This is a genomic window from Micromonospora sp. CA-248089, assembly GCF_050948515.1.
Classification (GTDB): domain Bacteria; phylum Actinomycetota; class Actinomycetes; order Mycobacteriales; family Micromonosporaceae; genus Micromonospora.
Genome location: NZ_CP192016.1, coordinates 4,184,183 through 4,201,093, shown reverse-complemented (window position 1 = coordinate 4,201,093; position 16,911 = coordinate 4,184,183). Strand labels below are relative to the sequence as shown.

The 16,911-nt window shown below is 62.2% G+C and carries 13 protein-coding genes and 3 pseudogenes; 12 read left to right on the top strand and 4 right to left on the bottom strand.

Annotated features, from left to right (window positions below; translation table 11 throughout):
* Window positions 1–129: 129 nt before the first annotated feature.
* Both ACQP26_RS19725 and ACQP26_RS19720 read right to left on the bottom strand, forming a co-directional pair.
* Window positions 130–1,323, bottom strand: coding sequence for a hypothetical protein (locus tag ACQP26_RS19725; protein WP_433496236.1), 1,194 nt, complete (start codon window positions 1,321–1,323; stop codon window positions 130–132).
* 387 nt (window positions 1,324–1,710) lie between these two features.
* Window positions 1,711–1,785 (bottom strand): annotated as a pseudogene (locus tag ACQP26_RS19720) (hypothetical protein); the annotation flags it as partial.
* Window positions 1,786–2,275: 490 nt separating this feature from the next.
* On the opposite strand from ACQP26_RS19720, the gene ACQP26_RS19715 reads away from it, so the two are divergent.
* Together ACQP26_RS19715 and ACQP26_RS19710 are read left to right on the top strand one after the other, a co-directional pair.
* A complete protein-coding gene (locus tag ACQP26_RS19715; RefSeq protein WP_433493638.1) occupies window positions 2,276–2,992 on the top strand; it encodes a hypothetical protein in 717 nt (238 codons plus the stop codon).
* 172 nt (window positions 2,993–3,164) lie between these two features.
* Window positions 3,165–4,928 carry a BTAD domain-containing putative transcriptional regulator gene (locus ACQP26_RS19710; RefSeq protein WP_433493637.1) on the top strand — a complete coding sequence of 588 codons (1,764 nt, stop codon included), beginning with the start codon at window positions 3,165–3,167 and terminating at the stop codon, window positions 4,926–4,928.
* An 850-nt stretch (window positions 4,929–5,778) separates the two neighbouring features.
* On the opposite strand, the pseudogene ACQP26_RS19705 reads toward ACQP26_RS19710, so the two are convergent.
* Together ACQP26_RS19705 and ACQP26_RS19700 are read right to left on the bottom strand one after the other, a co-directional pair.
* Window positions 5,779–6,347 (bottom strand): annotated as a pseudogene (locus ACQP26_RS19705) (transposase family protein); the annotation flags it as partial.
* 130 nt (window positions 6,348–6,477) lie between these two features.
* Window positions 6,478–6,765 (bottom strand): annotated as a pseudogene (locus ACQP26_RS19700) (transposase); the annotation flags it as partial.
* A 204-nt stretch (window positions 6,766–6,969) separates the two neighbouring features.
* Between ACQP26_RS19700 and ACQP26_RS19695 the strand changes: the two are divergent.
* From ACQP26_RS19695 to ACQP26_RS19650, 10 genes are all read left to right on the top strand, one after another.
* Complete coding sequence (locus ACQP26_RS19695) at window positions 6,970–7,098, top strand: hypothetical protein (protein ID WP_433493636.1); 129 nt, start codon at window positions 6,970–6,972, stop codon at window positions 7,096–7,098.
* Window positions 7,099–7,208: 110 nt separating this feature from the next.
* Window positions 7,209–7,997: a hypothetical protein gene (locus ACQP26_RS19690; protein ID WP_433493635.1), complete on the top strand. Its 789-nt coding sequence runs from the start codon at window positions 7,209–7,211 to the stop codon at window positions 7,995–7,997.
* Window positions 7,994–8,764, top strand: a complete 771-nt coding sequence (locus ACQP26_RS19685; protein ID WP_433493634.1) for a hypothetical protein — start codon at window positions 7,994–7,996, stop codon at window positions 8,762–8,764. Before ACQP26_RS19690 ends, ACQP26_RS19685 begins: the two co-directional genes overlap by 4 nt.
* Window positions 8,761–10,026, top strand: coding sequence for an MFS transporter (locus tag ACQP26_RS19680; protein ID WP_433493633.1), 1,266 nt, complete (start codon window positions 8,761–8,763; stop codon window positions 10,024–10,026). The genes ACQP26_RS19685 and ACQP26_RS19680 overlap by 4 nt, the downstream gene beginning before the upstream one ends.
* Entirely contained in the window at window positions 10,023–11,156 is a 1,134-nt protein-coding gene (locus tag ACQP26_RS19675) for an insulinase family protein (RefSeq protein ID WP_433493632.1), read from the top strand. Before ACQP26_RS19680 ends, ACQP26_RS19675 begins: the two co-directional genes overlap by 4 nt.
* A gap of 26 nt (window positions 11,157–11,182) precedes the next feature.
* On the top strand, window positions 11,183–12,295 hold the full coding sequence (locus ACQP26_RS19670; protein ID WP_433493631.1) for a hypothetical protein: 1,113 nt from the start codon (window positions 11,183–11,185) through the stop codon (window positions 12,293–12,295).
* Entirely contained in the window at window positions 12,259–13,263 is a 1,005-nt protein-coding gene (locus ACQP26_RS19665) for a hypothetical protein (RefSeq protein ID WP_433493630.1), read from the top strand. The genes ACQP26_RS19670 and ACQP26_RS19665 overlap by 37 nt, the downstream gene beginning before the upstream one ends.
* Window positions 13,260–14,255 carry an aminotransferase class I/II-fold pyridoxal phosphate-dependent enzyme gene (locus ACQP26_RS19660; RefSeq protein ID WP_433493629.1) on the top strand — a complete coding sequence of 332 codons (996 nt, stop codon included), beginning with the start codon at window positions 13,260–13,262 and terminating at the stop codon, window positions 14,253–14,255. The genes ACQP26_RS19665 and ACQP26_RS19660 overlap by 4 nt, the downstream gene beginning before the upstream one ends.
* A gap of 36 nt (window positions 14,256–14,291) precedes the next feature.
* Window positions 14,292–15,617: a hypothetical protein gene (locus ACQP26_RS19655; protein ID WP_433493628.1), complete on the top strand. Its 1,326-nt coding sequence runs from the start codon at window positions 14,292–14,294 to the stop codon at window positions 15,615–15,617.
* A 66-nt stretch (window positions 15,618–15,683) separates the two neighbouring features.
* Window positions 15,684–16,439: a class I SAM-dependent DNA methyltransferase gene (locus tag ACQP26_RS19650; protein WP_433493627.1), complete on the top strand. Its 756-nt coding sequence runs from the start codon at window positions 15,684–15,686 to the stop codon at window positions 16,437–16,439.
* The last annotated feature ends 472 nt before the right edge of the window (window positions 16,440–16,911 follow it).

Sequence of the window (16,911 nt, the reverse complement as noted above, 5' to 3'; positions counted from 1 at the left end):
GCCTGCGGTTCAGGCTTAAATCGGTCGACTGTGCCGGCATATTCCGCTTTCCGCAGCCGGTAGCGCGAACGACGCGACGACGACGTGCGGTCCGGGTTGGAGAACTAGCGGCTCCCGGAATGGCCTGGGTCAGTAGGCGGGTCGGCGGGTGGCGTCCGGCGGAGCGCTTTGTTGCGCCGCTTGCAGGGTGGCTGCCGGAGAGGCGGCGGCGAAACGGAACAGCCGCCTACCCACACGCTGCCCGTGTGGCAATAACTCCGGCCCGGGTGCCGGCGCCGCTGACATCCGAGTGAAGACCCGGTCGATCGCCTCACCGAGCGTCCAGGCGTGCGAGTGCGGATAGTTCGCGAAACCCGGGCAGCCGTTTTCCAGATGATCGAACCGCTCGTACGTGCTCATCGTCCACTGCTCAGTGCGGGGATGGCGGTGGTGGTGGTCGTGATGCATCGAATCGCCGGGCAGAACGGCGACCCGGACCGGCAGGTGGTACGCCAGTAGGCGGAGCCACCAAACCGCCCAGGCCTTGGTGCGCCGATCGGTGGGAAGAGAGCGGTCAGGCGCGGGGTCCAGCAGGAAACGACTCTGCTGCAGCAGGACCAGGCGTAGCCGCGCAGGCTGGTCGAGCAGTGTCCCCCAGTGGTGCTCGCTGAACGTGCCGAGAAGGCCGGTCACATTGAACACCACGAAAAGCGGAACGACGTAGGCCAGCAGAAGCGACTCCATGAGGCTCAACTGGTAGGCCCCGACGACCAGTCCGACGGTGTACGTCCAGACGGCGGCCCTGCGCCACAACGGCTCGCCCTGTTGCCAGTCCCACAGCCGGTACCGTGCATAGAGAAGGTAGGTCCAGGGCGTGCAGACCAACCACGTCAGGCGGCGGTAGTAGTAGCTCTTGGGCATGCCGGGCGGGAAACCCAGCGGCATGAAGGCGGCCTCTTCGTCGTCATACGTACACATCTTGCGGGTGTGATGGCTCTGGATGTGTTCCTTGCGGTACGAATCCAGCGAGGAAGAGAAGGACAGCAGCGATGAGCAGAAGGCAAGTGCACGGTTCACCCTTTGTGAGGCGAACAGGGTGTCATGGGTGGCGTGGTGGAAGATGTTGAAAAGTGCCCACGTTCGGCCAGCGAGAATGAGCCACAATGCCGGCAGCAAATACCACGAGCCGGAGATGACCGCCCAGTGCCCGAGCCCGATGGTGAGGAAGAAGCCGCCGAAGGCCTCCACGGTGTAGGCCAGCTTACTCCGTCTCACCAGGGGTTGCTGGCCCTTGTGTGGACAACCGCTCAGCCAGGTCACGAAGGCTTCGAGTACCACCGCCATCGGCCTCGGTACACTGTCCTGGATGGACGCGCTGACGGACTCTCGCACATCGGTTGTGAGGTTGCGCGACTGCTCGATAAACACGGCATGCGCTGGTGGCGGCTGCCTGTCAGACTGTCCAACCTCGTCAGTCCTAAAGGGATTCCACAGACCGACCGCCCCGTTAGTCATGGGCGCCATCATGCACGTCCTGCCAGGCTCGTGCAAGGTCATCGATTGCATCGACTTAAGCGATCTGTCCGGGTTCGAGGCAGCCTGCCTGCGGCGCTGTGACCGGCGTAGCGGTGGAAATCGCGAGCGCCCGGAGGCGAGTCGGCAGCTGCCACACCCTGGTACCCCACATTCGAAGCCGAGCCGGCTCCTGACCTGTTCGTGCAGGTCATGCACCCAGTCACCGATTGCGGTGAACGACGAGGCGCCGGCCAGGACGGCGCACACCGCGACCGTGAGCAGCCCGGCCATGCGATAACGGACTCCACGGGGATCACATGGATCCGCGCTGCGGCCAGAGCGTGCAGCAGTCCGCCGTGCTCACCCGTCGGTGACCTGCGCGGGTGAGGGGCCGGTAGCGTGTGTCGTTGCGCCCAGCACAGGGATGAGGGCCGATGCCATCGGCGGGTCAGATCTTCCTCGGCGTCGTGAAGCGTAGAGAACTTCATGATCACCGGGGTCTCACCCGCTTTGTCGCCACCACACCGCCCGTGTGCCCCGCAGGTTCCCTGATCAGAGCCCTGCGGTCCGGCCCGGTGAGGACGGATGTAGGCTACGCGACCAATGCCCTAAACCGACGTGTTGCGCTTTGATAGTTTTGGGCCCCGCTAGGTGAGGTCGCGCTGGCCGGAATCCGAGGGCTGGACATGATCGGGTTCTAATAGGACACTAGCCCCGTGTCGTCCTGCCAGGAGCCTCTCTGTCCGAGTGCGCCAAGTCGTCGCTGTCACCGCGGATAGCGGTGTGCGGCAACCAGTGGGCCGTCGCCGCCCAGGTGGGCACCTCCGCGAAGGGTGAGCAGACGCTTGTCGATGGCATGGCCGGCCAGCTGGGGCCTCGACTGCTGGACCTGACCGACCGACGATCCTTCTGCACGGCGCGGTGGGTGCACTGCCGCCACAGCGAGGCGCAGCTGGCCTCGCGGGTCAGGAACGGTGCTGGCAACCTGCTGGCCCGCCTGGTGGGGATCATGCCCGACGGATTGGCCCCCGTCTGGCTGCGCGATTTCGGCCCGCTGCTGTGCCGGCGCCGGGCCGCGGCCACTGACCGGGGTCTGCTGATCGTCTGCAGCGCGGTGTTCACCCTGGCCGTCGCAGCCGCTGTCGACCTCGACATCGATCCGGGCGCGATCTCGTTCACCGCGGTCATGGTGTTGATCCCTTCCGACATCATCCCGGATACCTCGTGCGCCAAAAGCGGCCATCGCGTCGGGCAGACCGCCGGCTTCGTCGCCGCCCTCCTCGCGGCCATCGCCAGCCAGGCGCTCAACCGTATCGATCGAGAACGCACCGAGCCCCACACAATCTGCCAACGACACGGAACCCACCCGCAAGGCCACCTACGAGATCACAGTGACGCCGCCAGAACTGCCCCTGGAAAGCAGAACGGCTTAATTTTAGGGCAGTGGGTATGGGATCCGTGGAGAACGTGCGGAGGCTGGTCGGACGTCATGGACTGATTTCGATGGTTGCGAAGAGCGTAAACGTCACACTGTAAACGCAGCACGGGGGAAGTTGTTGTCTGATCGCTGGAATCATGAGTACTGCTTTGAACTTTGGGGCCCATTCAGGCTGTTGCGTGACGGGACTGCGATCGAATTGCCGCAGGCGCAACAGCGCGCAGTGCTATCCATGTTACTGTTCAACGCAAACGTCCCGGTGCACCGAGACTCACTTATCGAAGGCATATGGCGTAAACCGCCAGCCAGCGCGGTCAACATCGTCCAGACCTATATTGGACGAATCCGGCGCGCTCTTGGCGAGAAGTCGGACCGGCATTTCGGAGCCGAAATGATCACGTCGTCCGCAGCTGGCTACCGGCTGCGCGTAGAGCACGCGAGTATCGACATCTTCCGCTTTAGGCGCGCAGCCGAAATGGCGCGACAGTTACGTCAGGGGGGCCAGATAGGCGCAGCCTATGAGGCTATCAAGAATGCTCTCGCGTTATGCCACGGCAAGCCACTCATCGACGTTCCAGGTCCATGGGCGGAGGTTGAGCGGGCGAGCCTGCTGGAAGAGCGGACGTCGGCAATTGAGCAGAGAATCGAAATCGAGCTGGAGCTCGGCCGTTACGAGGAGCCCATCGCCGACTTGTCGCGGCTCCTCGTGGAGCATCCGCTCCACGAGCGTCTTTACGGCCTGAAGATGAGGGCTCTGCAGGGCGCGGGGAGACGCGCAGAGGCGCTGGCGACGTTCCATCAGGCAAGGTTGGTCCTGAACGACGAGCTGGGTGTCGAGCCGGGCGCCGACCTTCAAGCCTTACACTACCGGCTACTGTCAGCAGAAAATCCCACGACTCCGCCTGCCTCTATCGGCAACCGATCCGCCATGCATGTCGCTGCCTACCCGACTCCTTTCCAGGTCCCGCCAGGGCCTAGCCATTTCGTGGGCCGCGAGAATGAAATCCGCCAACTGCGTGCGCTGCTCACGCAGGAGGGGAATGGGTCAGTGGTCAGTGTAACCGGGGCGCCGGGCGTGGGGAAGTCCGCTCTCGCGCTGCATGTTGCAAACGGCATTGACCGCTACTTCCGTGACGGAGTCCTGTACGCGGATCTCAGAAATTCGGATGGCCAGACGGATTCTGAGACGCTTACAAACTTCCTACTGGATCTCGGCATCGAGCGGAGCCAGCTACCTGCATCTGTGAGTCGTCAAGCGAGCCTGCTTCGGTCTGCAATGCACGGGAAGCAGATACTGCTGGTGCTTGACAACATAACGGGCCGAACGCAGGTCCCTCAGTTCATCCCCCCAGCCGGGTCGCGGATGCTGATTACCACAAGCATCAAGATGACGGACTGCACCGAATCTCGCACAGTCACTTTGAAGCCTCTGAGCGCTAGAGCGTCCCGGACGTTGTTGGAACGAGTGCTCGGCGAACATCGCCTTCGGCCGGAGGCGACTGCCGTTGATGAGTTGATTCGATGGTGTGACGCCCTGCCCCTCGCACTGCGGATCGCTGCAGCTCGTCTCGAAGCCAGAGACGGGTGGCCGGTGAGCTGGCTGACAGAGCGCCTTAGAAGCGAGCACCGGCGGTTGAACGAGCTGCAAAGGGGAACGTTGTCGGTTCGATCGAGCATAAAGATGAGCTACGACAGCCTCGACCACGATGGGTCGGGCACGGAGCGCCGCCGCGCTTTAAGTCTACTTAGCCTGCTGCCGAATCCAACCTTCGATTTGGGAGTGGCCGCCGCATGCCTACATATGACGCCGGCGGCGGCTGAGGTGCTAATTGAAGAGATTGTAGATGCGCATCTGGCCGAATGCCGGGAGCCCGGCAGTTACTCAATCGCCCCACTAGTCCGTCTGTTCGCGAGGCAGGAACTCGAGAGATGCGAATCGCCCGATCTCCAGATCCTCGGCGTTCAGCGGGCGCCTGTCGCAGAACTTCGGCGGTGAACGTGGCCCGACCTTGCGTGAAGGGCAGCCGGTCGGCCGACATGGCGGAGAAGGCTTCGCCAGCCATGTCACGGACCAACCTCGCTAACGGGTTCCCGGCGGTCTTCTAGATCCTTGGGTGAGCTCGCGGCCGAAGTCAGATGGCGGGCGCGTTCGCCGGGCATCCGTAACGTGCGATGCCCGGCTGCCCGCACCGGATCAAGTTCGTTGTAGTTGGGTGCGAGGCAGTGCATGACCTGGGCGTGGGTTGTCTTGCCTGCTAGCTTTTCTCGCAGGAGGGGGCGCAGTTGGTGAGCACGTCCTTGAGCTGATTTGTCGCCTGATTGCGCGCCTCGACCGCGGAGTCGTTGGCGAGCATGTACAGCCTCATGGCCTCAACGTCGTGGCTCTTCGGTATCACGGTGTCGTGGCCGGAGAGGACAGTGCGGGCGTCCGTCTCGGCGCCGACGGTGTCGGGCTTGCCATGTCGGCGGCGCATGGAGCACTCCGGCCGGATTACCGATGACGGTGTTGCGCTCGCGACGCAGTGCCTGAATGAGTGCGGGGCCCCACGATCCGGCCCCTTCCACCCCGGCGACCCCGGGCTGGCCGTGGCTACGAACCCACTCAAGCAACTCTTCGCAGCGGGCGAGGGTGGTCGCGAATGACGATGCGGCCAGCGATGCGTCCGTGTTGCTCAAGACCGCAATGACACGTCTGTCCATGTGCGTGTCGATGTCGATAGTGACCTCACCGCCAACGCGAAGCTGGCGTGGATCGTGCTGCTGCGGCGGGCCGCCGACGGCCACTGGTGCTGGTCCTCCCTGGTTCAAGGGGGCGACGGATGGTCGGCCTCGTTCCGGAGCGGACGTTCAATGATTCGAAGCTCTGTTGCGGCGGTGAGGTCGTGCGCCGAGCCCGGCAGCGCCGGTGTGGCCCAGACGAGCCGGCCGGCGGCGTCGAGCGACGGCCTGCACGTTCACGCCTCGTCTCTCTTGCTTGCCGGAGTAGTACGGCTTCTGAGCTGCCACGCGATCAATCGGAATCGGGGTGCAGCCCAGGATCGCGTACGCCAGTTGCCAAATGCGCCGTATCGCCGTGGCCAGGTTCTCGGCGGCCGCAGCGAGCAGCACGATCGCTTCGTGCACATAGCGCAGGCCGGTGGCGACAACGACCTCGAACCCGGCGGCGAGCCGGGCGTGGGTGCCACCGTTGAACAGGTAGGCCAGGGCAAGCAGTGCCTGTTGGCCCGGCGCGAGACGCCGCCACCGGGAACGGCGCTGGCTACGGTGGGCCCGGTCGGCGCTGCGCCTCACCCTCGCCGACGGCGCGCTGGAGGTCAATCAGGTCGGCGAGGTGGTGCAGAGTTCGGCTGGACAGCGAGATCGTGGAGGGTGAGACAGCACAGGCGGGGCTGCCGGTCGGGCATCGGGTCTTAATCGACTGCAGCTGTCTTACATAGAGCCTCCTCCTTATCGGTATCCGGGCTCGCCGCAACCGCACTGAGCTGCAAGATCGGCCAGGAACAGGCCCAGTGATCCAGAAGATCGTCTGCTTCCTGACCGGGGCACCCATAGATCTCCACGAAGTGCGCCGAGATCTCCCCGATCGTCAAACCCTTGGCATGCAACCCCAACACGACCTCGTTGACCCCCGGCCGGCGCCGCTGCCGCTTCTTAACGCCCTGCGACTCGAACGTGACCGCCCGGTTCCGCGCCACTTCGATCTGCACCGGCCCAATGATGTCGGCCAGCATCGTCTTCGGCCGAGTACCGTTGCGGGTGCTGCCCGGCCCGAGCCGGGCTGGGTCGATTCTTTCGTAGCCGAGCTGCTCAGTCGTCTCTCCCGGCCGTCGCATCGTTCAGCGTCGCGGTCATCACGGCACCCCTCCAACCAGGCACAACGCCTGATGGGTCAGGCCAGAAACACCGATAGATCCACACTTCCGCACTGCAATAGTTCTCCGGTTCAGCACCAGTACAGCGTGCTCGGCAAGACTTCCGACCACGCACTGAACGCTGCAGCGATGTACAGGCATCGCTGTCGACCGAGAGGAGTCGCCATGAACGACGCTACCGGCGAGCAGATCGCTAACCTGGACGAGGTCATCGCCGACCTCCAGGAGCTGGACGCTACGGAGGACGGCCGCGAGGCGCTCGCGGCGCTCCAGATGCACGAGACCGCGGTCTGATTGCGCACGGGCGCCCGGCCTGCCAATCTCGGCAGGCCGGGCGCCCGGTGTCTCAGGTGCATGACGCCGCTCGTCGAGCGGCAGGTCCGTCGTAAGGAAATGATGTCTCCGTGGTCGCAAGCATGAACCCCTACAGGGACGTATCACTGCGGTATGACTCGCTCATCCAGATGGTCGAGTTCCGATACGGTGCAAGGGCGCAAGCTAGCATCCTCGTCCTGTACGACCATCTCATCGCCCTTCGCTCGATCCTCGCGATTGACCCGGACGCTCACGTTGTAAGATCGAGGATATCCAATATCTCGAACAGCATTTCGGAGCGGTACCGGAAGCATGGCTTTGAGCCGGTGTACGACCACCCCACGGCCATTGTCGGTAGGGATCCCGTGGTCATCGAGTTTCAACGAGACATCTTCGAAGCGAAGTACCGGAGCGTTGTCGACATCGTCCAAGCCGAAACGGTAGAGCTCGTCAAGCCAGACATCTCATTTCTAAAGCCGGGTCGGCCCTACATGTTCGTCATCGACGAGGACGGGCGTCTCCTCGTATGGACCCGAGACTTCGCATTCGAGGAGCTCGTCTTCGGCCGGAATAGAGCGACGGTCAACGGTGTGCCCGTCGGCCACCCAATGCTTGTGCCGCAACGGCTTCGCGCAATCGCTGCCGGCGAGATCGTCTTCATCGGCAGTCAAACCCCTCAAGCCGCGATCGTCAATAACAAGTCGGGCCATTTTCGGTTCCCGCCTTCATGCCGTCAGGTGATCCTGGACAAATGCGAGGAAGTTTTGGCGCTGAGCGCCGAGCAGGTTGACATCTTCATCGTCGGCGGCATCGACGATCACCACGTGCACCGGTCGGGCCGAGTGGCCACTAAGGAATCCAGGGAAGGTGTGTCATGAGCGCTGGCACCAAAACGCTGACCACGGAGGAGGTCGAGAACGCTCTGGCCGACCTGCCGACGACCCGCGTCGGGACAGAAATGGAATATAAGTGGCTGCTTGACCTCGACTCATTCCCTCAGATTGATGGCGAGGACGTCCTATCCCGCCTCCAGGACCTGGTGCCGCCGCCAGCTGGGATGAAGCTCGGAAGCCCTTTCGTTCACACCCAGTCGTCTGTCTACTTCGACGATGATTGGCTATTGACGGAGCGGGATCTCACACTCAAAATTATTGTTAACCACGGTTCCTTCAGCAACGTCAGCTGGATCTGCGCGAAGCAGACGATCTCATGGATCGACGGTTGTCGAGACGCACTGGAGATCAGTGAGCGCATCACGCCCGGGGAAGCCACTCAAATCATCCGGTCTCACGCAGCCCTGCCAATCGATTACATCGATCGCCAATGTGGCAAGAGGGTGAACCTGCAGCCATACGCCACCGCGACGCAAGTGCGCCACAAGTTGCCCTTCCACGGACCCGATGGTTCGATACTGCAGCTGACCTTCGACCGCACTACCAACAGGTCACTCGCCAGCGAGGAGACTTGCCAGGACACGTGGATCGAGATTGAAACGCCCCACTCTGACCTACGGTCTCGAGGGGGTCTTATCGGCTGGGCCGCCGCCATGACTGAGCTCTTGCAAAAGAGCCCGCATCAGATGTCCAAGTCGGAGCGTGAGGCGCGGAGAGCAAGGCGCGATTCGACGATCGGTGACCAGTCGTGAATGGCTACGATGCTCCTCGAGGGCTACCTAAGAAATTCTGGTATCTCTGGTCTAGTCAAGCTGTATCGCTCAATGGCAACGCACTTCAGCTAATCGCTTTGCCGCTGTGGATTTATGCTCACACCGGGTCGGCGCTCTCGACCGGTTTCAGCTTTGCCGTGCAGTTCGTACCGCTCGTAGTTCTGGCACCCTGGGCCGGCTATATCGTCGACCGCTTCGATCGCAAGCGTCTCATGATCTCGTGTGAGCTGCTCTCCGCCGTCGTGGTTGCGGGGCTGATTGCTGCGATGTACTCGGAGAGCCTTCTAGGGGTTTACCTCCTCCTCCCGGTCCTCCGCGTATTCAATGCCCTCACGATGCCCGCGTTCCATGCAGCAACAGTGACCTTAGTTGCGAAGGAAGACAGGGCCAAGAGTGCCACCGTCATGGAGGCGATGATTGGGGCGAACAACGCAGTAGCACCACTGGCGGGCGCAGGCCTCGCCGCCTGGCTCGGGTACGAGTCGGTGCTGATCGTAAATCTCATCTCGTTCTTGCTTGCGGCCATCCTCCTGCTGCCCCTCGGGCCCCTGCCTGGCCAAGGGGAGATGGGCGGCCTATGGCGATCGACGGTAGCAGCTGTCCGAGTCATCAGCCGGGACGGGGTCCTGAGGGCTGCAGCTCTGGCGGAGACGAGCTTTTTTCTGTTTTTTGGATCCGGGATTGTCCTGGCGCTTCTTCTCGCTAAGGATTCCTATGGAACGGGACTCGCGGGAGTCGCCACGTCCGGCTCGGGCGTTGGTTGGGTGCTCGCGTCCATGTTCATCATCCGGCGTTTTAGGCACCGGCCGATGATGGTGATGGCAGTTTCGGCGCTAGCCTGCGTACCCGCCGTGGCGCTGGTGGTTGCAGTCGTCGACCTCGGCCCAGCCGCGATGTTTACGGCCGCAATCGCCCTCGGGGCGGTCAACGTTGGCGTGGGCGCTGGCGCCAGTGTCCTGTATCAGCAGCAGGTGACGTCCGAAATCGCCGGACGCGTCATCGCGCTCCGACGGGCTCTGCTGAACCTAGCGCTGGCTGTTTCCCACGTACTGATGCCGGCCGTAGCGACGGTCGGAGTAGGAAACGGGCCAGCGCTCATCCTGTTCAGCGTCCTGACAGCTGGATCCGTCCTCATCGCTCTGCTGAGTCCGCGAGCGAGACGTAGGGGCACCGACGGACGAACCGAAGAGGCGATCAGTCAGCTGGACGAAACCGTCTCGAGCGTGGGAAAGGCACCATGAACGTCCCCGTCCGTCGACGACGCAAGCTTCTAGTCCCCTGCCGCGCACCGCTGGGTTGGGACATCGAACTTGGCGCCGACGACGATCCGGAAGAGGCGAGGGGCCGGGCGGCTCTTGCCGCCCGGTACTTCGGGCAAACGCTGCGCGACAACGCAAGGCCAGGGCTCCGTGACGCTGCTCGCCGCCATCTTCTTCTTCCCAGATCCTCACGCTTCTCTTTCTGGTCTCCCAGCCTCGAGCAGCGTGAGCTCGAAATGGCCGTCGCGCGACTGGCGGAAACACCCCGCAGTCTGCCCATCCGACAGCTCGTGGACCAGCAGATTGCGTTGGCGGAGAGCCAGCTGAAAAGCCCCCAACAACAACTAATAAACGCGTTGGATGAGGCGGCATGGGGGCGCTCCAAGATCCGCGACCTCGGCGCGCCGGCGACTCTCAGGGCGATAACCGAGCCGGGCCTAAGCAAGTACATTCGCCGCTGCGTGGAGTGTTCCAGGGTGGTGAACCCGATTGTTGCGACTGCGCCCCCTACCCCTATTGCCAGGAGTGGGCGCTGCCGGTGGCACGGAGGCCTGCAGGTCGTCGCCGTGCCGGGCCAACAATGCCGCCTAGGGGTCAGTTTCGTGCTCTCAAGCGGCATGTCCGATCACGCCGCAGTTCTTGTGCTCACCGAGTTTCTCGGTGGCCAGAAAGGGCTCCTCCGCCGCCGACTCCGAGACGAAGCGGGGCTCATCTACGGCAGTGCTGTGATGTTCCGTCGAGAACCGGGCACCTCTTCCGTCTCAATCGGTGTCAGCTCGATCCCCGACCATCTGCCTCAGCTCGTTCCGCTGATGCATGAGTTGTTGGCGGAGATAGATAGCGGGTTCATCAGCCCAGAGGAACTTGTGGAGTGCGCGTACAGAGTGGAGCACCGGCTTCTAGATGAACTAAGCGGTCCCTTCGGCAAACTTACCGACTACCGTCGCGCTGTTGACGGCGACTCGACGACCGCCGAACTCGTTTCGCAATTGTCCTGCGTGCCTCAGGTGCTCTGCGAAACCAGCCGCATATCCTCCTCTCACTCTCTCGCCGTCGCCTATGTCGGTGACCCGCGGCTGGCCTCTATGAGTGACTTGGAGCAACTCCTTTGAGACCTTTGGAGATCGTAGAGTCAGACGTGCGAGGCCAGCGTGTCGTTGCCGCTCAGATGCCCTGGAGCGGGACGGCGTTCGGCATCCTCAAGGTGTCGTGTGGCTTCGCCCATGATCCAGTCGGTCGCGGCGGCCTGGCCCATTTTGCCGAACATCTCATAGCCGCTGGCATTCAGAGGAACTTCGGGCTCCGTCCCAACGCTGTGACAGACTCTCTCTTTACCACCTTTACGCTGTCGGTCCCCGGCAGGGACGCGAGACGTATGTGCGCGGCGGTTGCGAGCGCACTGGGAACGTTGAACGCTTCCGACGAGGTGATGGAGGCCGAACGACAGGCGATCCTCATCGAGACCGCGAAACTTGAGGACCACCCAATGGCTCGGCTAGCGCCAGCCGCTGCCGGCCGCTCCTTTCCCGGCTGTGCAAACTTCCTCACGGATCGGTCCCACCGCGCCGCGATCGCCTCGATAAGCCGCCGAGAGGTGCAGGATTTCGTTGATTCTATCTATTCGAGCAGCGGTTGGTCCCTGACGATCGTAAGCCCACAGGGTGTTGACGAGACGCTGCATTTCGTCGAGGAGGCACTTGCGGGAGTGACGCTGCGGGCCAGGCAGGCGCCACCAACGGGCGGGCGAGGTGTGAACGTGGACCTGTCGGGTCTGCCGGAGGTGCACTTGCTTGCCATGCGAATCGCAGGCGGCGATCCGGCCGCCCGGAAAATCACTGAACAACTTCTCGTCGGTCGGGGCGGTCTGGTCGACGATGCCTCCGCCGGAGCGGGTGCTAGGCCGATCGGACTCGCCAAACTGCGATGCATTGCAGCGGAAGTCGTGGTGGCAGCGTGGCCCCGCAGTGATCGGATCGCAAGCGGCCTAGCTGCAGCCAAAAAGCTGTTCAGCGAGGACGAGAGCCATATAGACGCTGCCCGCCGCCGATACCTGGATGCTGTCGCCTATGATACCCAGACGCCCGCAAGAATGGCATCATTGCTTGCGGCGTACGCAGTAGGGGGCGGACCATGGCCGGATCTGACGGAAATCGGTGCCACCCGCCCGCTAGATGTGCAGGTTGCGGTTCGCGACGCCATCAAATCGGCCAGCGTATGGTCGATCTCCGATGGAACGATGACGAGGGAATAGATGAGTCGATGGCAATTTTAATGGTGGTGACGCGGAAATGGACAGCCCGGCTAGCCAAACGGCTGGCCGCAGTGGGCGTTCCGGTTGCCGCGGTTGCGATCACGGATCCGACCCTTCGACAATGGTGGCTGAAGGGCGAAAGCGCAGTGACAGGCGCGCCGGCGCTCATGGCGGCTGAACAGCCGGTCGCAGTCGGTGAGCCGGTGACCGTCCTCGCGGAACTCACTGATGACGTCCCCGAGTGGGTGCTTCGGAGAACGGGTCCGTCCGCCGAGCGGATCCGATTCTCAGTCCAGCACGAAGGCAAGCTGACCGCGAGCGACCCGGTCCATTGGATGATTCGCAACGGGCTAGGAGGCGGCGCTGTCGTGCTTGACGACGCCACCGGGGGGGTTGGAACGTCGTCCTCGGCCTTCACCATCCCTCGTGTCAGCTACGTTGAGACGATTAGCGCTGTCGCTACCGCACTGAAGGAGGCCCTTCACCAGAGGAAAAAGGCAGTCGGGCAGATGGATGGAAAAGTCCTCGTCTCTTCGTACCCGACCGACCGCCTCAGCTACCCCATTCTGAAGACGTATGTTGACTGGCAGGCTGACGCCGAGGCAATCGTTCGTCTCGTCGTTGCTTGTCGAGGCGGATCCTCGCCCGCCCTTTCGGACCTAAAAGGCTTCTGCGTCACTATAGGACGAGCGCGTTTCCACGGCACGACGTCCTACAACGTGCCGCCCGGGGTGGTCATCGGATACGAGAACCGCTCCATCCTGGTCCAGTCCGGGAGCGGTGTGGTTGCTCTGGACGACGTGCGAGATTTAGTGGGACCCGTTGCCCCCGAGATGGTTCCCGTCGGTACAAGGTTCGGCATTGACCCTGCCGAAGAGATCCGGGACCTCCGAGCGAGGGTCGCCGACCTGGAATATCTTACTCATTGGTTGGCCAGCTCCCGCGCCGGGCACGTCACATCGTCATGACGAGCCCTGTGGCCACCGGGCCGTCATCTGGCCTCATTGACTTGACTGGCTCTTTCCGGCTATGGCCGGCGCCCGAACTAAATGTCTGGCGCGGGGCGATGGCTCGCGCCGTCCGTGATGTTGATCCGACGCTCAGGCCACAACTCGGTGGGGATCCATTCTTGCGGGAACAGCTAGCGGCCGAATTGAGTGTCGATATGGACCAGGTTGCGATAACAAGTGGGGTCAGGGCGGCTGCGCCCATTTTGTGCAGATGGAGCCGGAGGGTGGTGCTTGAGCGCCCGACCTTCTTGGGTGTCCAACGCATGCTGGAGATGAACAACATCCCGGTGACAACGACGCCTTGGGCGCGGTTTCGCGATTTCACCCCCGATCGCCACATCACCTTCTGGGTAACCGGACCCTGCCGGAACCCGGACGGAGACACTCCTGACGAGCGTCTGCTCGACACACTCAATAGCTTCCGCAGCGCAGGCGCCCAGGTGGTGTGCAACACCAGCTACCGATGGTTCGCGCCGCCCCAGCCAATGCCGGAAGGCTTCGTCACGGTTGGTTCTTTGCATAAGCTGGCTGGGCCAGGATCAGGTCTCGGGTGGGTAGTGGGCCATACCGCTCATGCCGAAGAGACACTGCGACATCTATCAATTATTGCACCGCCGCTTCACTGGCAGAGGGCGTGGGGATACTTCCTCAAGGTGGGAGGTCTCGGCCTGCTGACAAGGCGGCTCAGAGACATTGCAAGCTTAAGAACACTCATCGGCGACGCTCTGGGTCTTCCTGAAGGTCCGCGTCACGGGCCAAATATGTTGCTCCCCGTAAGAATGCGCGAAGAACAGGCCGTTGCGACGCTTGCGCGGCGCGGAGTGCGCGTCTCGCCCGGCTCTGCGTTTGCCGCCTCGAGGGACTCCATTCGCATTTCTTTGGGGAGCCTCGAACGCAGCCGGGCCGAGTTCGTCACGGAAGCACTGGCATGCGTCGTCGACCTAAAATAGGTGTCGTTGTCTTGTCAACGTTCAATGGAGGTGAAGATGGAACCGGAAATGCTCTCAGCCATTGTCTCGATTGGACTGCTGCAGCCCCGCGTACCGATCGAGCTATCAATCGACGCGATGCGCCAACTCGGTGTCGACGCGACGGTTGATGTCATTTGTAAGCACAAGGTGACGCGACTGGCCAGGTGGCGATTGTCGAAAGCGGCAGCCGAACGGCCCATGGACGCCGACTTCGTTCGGTCGGTGTCCAGCGCCGTGGGAGCGCGTCGCAGTGTACTGGATCGTCGCTTTCGTTCGGCAGGTGGAACTCTGACCGCCCTGTCGACGGCGCTTCCGGACACACCCGTTCGTCTCATGAAGGGTCTAGCCGCGCAGCGGTGGTACCCGGAGGAATCCTTGAGAGACGTCGGGGATGCGGATCTGTGGACACCGGACCTCGAGAGCGGGTGGAAGGTTGTAGGTGCCCTGCGGAGCCTTGGGTACATCTACGAGGCCGGCGAGCTGCCTTGGGTCAAGGGAGACCTCCGGGGTAATCTCTTCGGTCAGATGCGCCTGTTGGGGCCTGACGAAGAATCCATTTCGGTAGATGTGCACACAGGGCCGTACTCGATCCGCTATTGCGGCCTATTGCATTTTCGGAAATCGATGTCGTCGGCCCCGTGGCAGCCGCTGGCTTTGGAAGATAATCTTTGTGCTGTGATTGGCAACATTGCAGGTGACTGCTTTATCGACGGCAAGACGGTGAATGACTGCATCGTCACTCTGACTGGCGGCCTCGATACCGAGTACGTGCGATCCCGTATCGAGGAGGCAGATCTTTCCGGGTTCATGGCGGCACTATTTGAAGTGGTTGGTCAGCTATCCGACCTGACTCCGGAACAAGCCGCCACCCTCGATCGCCTCGGGAGAGATCTCGAACCGGAAGGCATCGGGCTGAGTCAGGCCCCTGACCCGGAGTTGCGAATCGAGCTTGTCGCCGCGCATGCAGAAAAAGCGGGCCTGCGGCTTACAGATGACCAAGATCTGGCTGGGGAGATCTCGACCCACGCACGTTCCGCCTACAGCAATGGAACGCGGTACCGCCTTATGCGGGATAGCCCTACAAGGGGACAACTTCCAGAACTCAAGCCATGGACCTGTGTCCGGCTTGCTCCCCAAGAGCTTCTCCGGGCAGCCTTTCGCCGCAGCCGCGGGGAATCTTATCTTATCGAACGCAGGTTCCAGCTAAGTGAGAGCTTGGAGGTCCTGCGCGGGCCTTCCGGCGATTTGGTCCGTTTCGACGAAGATGTCTTCGTTCCTACAGTCGACTACTCATTCCCGGTGGGACTTGTAGAGGGGCAGGTGACGGAGCGCCCGACGTAACTGATCCTTGGATACTTCCAGTGCCATGCCGATCCAGATCTACTCATTTCTTGCTTGGGGGACGCGATGACCGATGCCGATAAAGCGCAATACTGGGACCAGTGGGCGGAACATTATGACGACCAGTGGCGCCAGGTCGACCCTACTGACGCCGTGACTTTCCTGCATGCACAGGCGTCCGGCGGAACAGCGCTGGAGTTAGGTGTCGGGACCGGGCGTGTGGCCGTGCCTTTGGCCGAAAAGGGCCTACATATCGATGCGGTGGAACTATCACCGGGAATGGCACAGAAACTGCAAGATAAGGCCGGGTCCCTGCCTATTCGTGTTGTCATGGGCGATATGACCGACCCGCCCGTCCAGGGCCCCTACGAACTGGTCTACTGCGTGTTCAACACCTTTATGGAGTTGACGACCCAGGAGTTGCAGCTCCGTTGTTTCGAAAATGTCTCCCGACTGCTGCAACCCGGAGGTCGCTTCGTTCTCGAAACCATGATGCCGTCAGGTGGAAAGCTTATGGAATCGCGTCAGCAACTGGCCATCCGTGAGTTGAGCAGCAGTCACCTAAGCATCTCCGCACTACTGCATGATCCTGCGCAGCAACGGATTGAGTTTCAAGAGGTGCACATTGATGAGAATGGAATCCGACTGCTGCCGGTTTCCGAGCGCTATGTTTGGCCGAGTGAGCTGGATCTGATGGCGAAACTGGCTGGACTGCAGAAGGTCTCACGCACTTCAAATTGGCTGGGTGGCCGGTTTGACGGCGCGAGTAGATCCGCCATATCGGTCTTCTGTAAGCCGGTCAACCGTGAGTCGCCTTCCTGACGTGCCCGCTGGTCGACTAACTGTCACCTCTTCTTCAGCGAAGGGCGCATCTCTGCGACGACGGAGGCGGCGACTGGCTGCGAGGTAATGCCAAGCTTCGCGGTCGACGAGGGCTGCCCGACAGTCGATATTCGGCGGCATGTGTATGGCATGGTTCGGGTGGGAAGTTGAATGTACGGCGACATACCTTTGACTTCCCGCCCCGGCCGGCTGCCCGCACTAAATGTACTGCCCAGGGAGGTCGGTGGAAGTCGTGTTGACAAGGCCTAAATTTGCGGGATGAAGGGCCTCCGGCTGTGGAGTGGAGCTGTCTAAGGGGGCGTCTTCGCCATCGCCGACGGCACTCTGATCCCCACCCGGGATCATCACCTCTCCGCCCGGCGCAAGAACTACCCGCGCCGCCAATATATTGACCGACACCGCTGCCGCCATCGCCCACCTGCACAACATCGTCCTCACCGGGTGAGCACCA

Bases quoted from the DNA above. Each gene is read 5' to 3' on its own strand.
- ACQP26_RS19725 (WP_433496236.1), bottom strand. From the start codon at position 1,323: ATGGCGGTGGTACTCGAAGCCTTCGTGACCTGGCTGAGCGGTTGTCCA.
- ACQP26_RS19710 (WP_433493637.1), top strand. From the start codon at position 3,165: ATGTTACTGTTCAACGCAAACGTCCCGGTGCACCGAGACTCACTTATC.
- ACQP26_RS19695 (WP_433493636.1), top strand. From the start codon at position 6,970: ATGAACGACGCTACCGGCGAGCAGATCGCTAACCTGGACGAGGTCATC.
- ACQP26_RS19685 (WP_433493634.1), top strand. From the start codon at position 7,994: ATGAGCGCTGGCACCAAAACGCTGACCACGGAGGAGGTCGAGAACGCT.
- ACQP26_RS19675 (WP_433493632.1), top strand. From the start codon at position 10,023: ATGAACGTCCCCGTCCGTCGACGACGCAAGCTTCTAGTCCCCTGCCGC.
- ACQP26_RS19665 (WP_433493630.1), top strand. From the start codon at position 12,259: ATGGTCGATCTCCGATGGAACGATGACGAGGGAATAGATGAGTCGATG.
- ACQP26_RS19660 (WP_433493629.1), top strand. From the start codon at position 13,260: ATGACGAGCCCTGTGGCCACCGGGCCGTCATCTGGCCTCATTGACTTG.
- ACQP26_RS19655 (WP_433493628.1), top strand. From the start codon at position 14,292: ATGGAACCGGAAATGCTCTCAGCCATTGTCTCGATTGGACTGCTGCAG.
- ACQP26_RS19650 (WP_433493627.1), top strand. From the start codon at position 15,684: ATGACCGATGCCGATAAAGCGCAATACTGGGACCAGTGGGCGGAACAT.